This is a genomic window from Nocardia abscessus NBRC 100374 (assembly GCF_000308455.1).
In the GTDB taxonomy this organism is placed as follows: domain Bacteria; phylum Actinomycetota; class Actinomycetes; order Mycobacteriales; family Mycobacteriaceae; genus Nocardia; species Nocardia abscessus.
In genome coordinates this window covers 1-1,504 of the sequence record NZ_BAFP01000230.1, presented here as the reverse complement: position 1 = coordinate 1,504, position 1,504 = coordinate 1, and the positions used below count along the sequence as shown (strand labels likewise).

The following is a 1,504-nucleotide window of genomic DNA, read 5'->3' as shown; positions in this document are numbered from 1 at the left end:
GGCCCGCGCGGGCGTGCCGGTGGTCACCCAGCCGACCGGCCACGGCGCGTCCGGCGGAGTGCCGGACGCGATCCTGCTGCGCACCGGACAGTTGGACGGCATCGAGATCGACGCCCAGCGGCGAGTGGCGCGGGTGGGCGCGGGCGTGCCGTGGGGCCGGGTGCAGGCCGCCGCTGCCGGGCACGGGTTGACCGGTCTCGCGGGAAGCAACCCGGTCGTCGGCGTCACCGGCTACACCCTCGGCGGCGGTATGAGCTGGTTCGGCCGCAAGCACGGATGGGCCGGCGACGCCGTGCGCGCGTTCGAGGTCGTGGACGCCGACGGCGCCCAGCGCCGGGTCACGGCCGAGGACGACCCGGACCTGTTCTGGGCGCTGCGCGGCGGCGGTGGCGACTTCGCCGTGGTGACCGGGCTCGAGTTCGCGCTGTTCCCGGCGCCGGAGCTGTTCGGCGGCCGCATGCTGTGGCCGGAAACACGCGTTCACGAGGTGTTCGATGTCTTCCGGGAGATCACCGCCGCGGCGCCGGAGGAGCTGACGGTGTGGTTGCAGCGTCTGCAGATCCCGGACGCGCCGCCGATGGTCGGGCTGGACGCGGTGTATCTGGGTGATCCGGATCGCGGCCGGTCGCTGCTCGCAGCGCTCGACGCCATCGGGAATCCGATCCTGGACAAGCGGGGCGTTTTCGGGCCCGCCGACATCGGCGCCGTCACCGGCGAACCCACGGACCCGAGCCCGGCGCTGTCGCGTGCCGAGGAGCTGACCGAACTCGGCGACGCCGTGATCAAAACCCTGATCGATGAACCCCTCGCCCCGCTGGCCAATATCCAGATCCGGCATCTGGGCGGCGCGCTGGCCGAAGCCCGGCCGGACGCGGGCGCGCGCGGCCCGGTCACCGAGCCGTACCTGCTCTACTGCCTGGGCGTGGGGCTGCCGCATCTCGCCGACGCGGTCCGGGCCCGGCGCACCGCCATCGTCGGCGCGGTGAGCGGGCAGATCAGCGGCCGCAAGCCGTACACCTTCCTCACACCCGAGGAAAGCGCCGCCGCCGCGTTCGATTCCGCGACGCTGACCCGGCTGCGTGAGATCAAGCGGGCCCGGGACCCGCACGGCGTCATCCGGGCCAACTACCCGGTACTCGGGTAGCCGCCGACGACGGCAAGACGAACGGCCGCGGGGCCGGGACCGGTGATGGTCTCGGCCCCGCGGCCGTTCAGAAGGGCCAGTCGGCGTCGCGGCCCGCTTCCAGCAGCGGGATCATCCGGAACGCCGCGTCGGTCAGGCCGCCGAAGGTGTGCCGGTACGGGGTGCCGCCGGGGGCGTGCCCGTAGCGGTATCCCGCCAGGTTCCAGGTGTAGAGCGGCACCCGGCCGGGCACCGCCCGGCCGACGTCGCCGTCGTGGGCCTGCTCGTCGGTCAGGATGACGACCCGGTCGTGACCCGCGTAGTGCTCGCGCACCGCGCCCACCGTGTCGGTTCCCCAGCCGAGGAAGTAACCCTCCTCGC

The 1,504-nt window shown here is 73.7% G+C and carries 1 protein-coding gene and 1 pseudogene; one reads left to right on the top strand and one right to left on the bottom strand.

From position 1 onward, the window contains the following. Window positions 1-1,144: FAD-binding oxidoreductase (locus tag ON19_RS30895; RefSeq protein ID WP_043700827.1), on the top strand; the 1,144-nt coding region annotated here is incomplete at its 5' end. A 67-nt stretch (window positions 1,145-1,211) separates the two neighbouring features. Here the strand turns inward: ON19_RS30895 and ON19_RS30890 are convergent. Further along, window positions 1,212-1,504: pseudogene (locus tag ON19_RS30890) on the bottom strand (TROVE domain-containing protein); the annotation flags it as partial.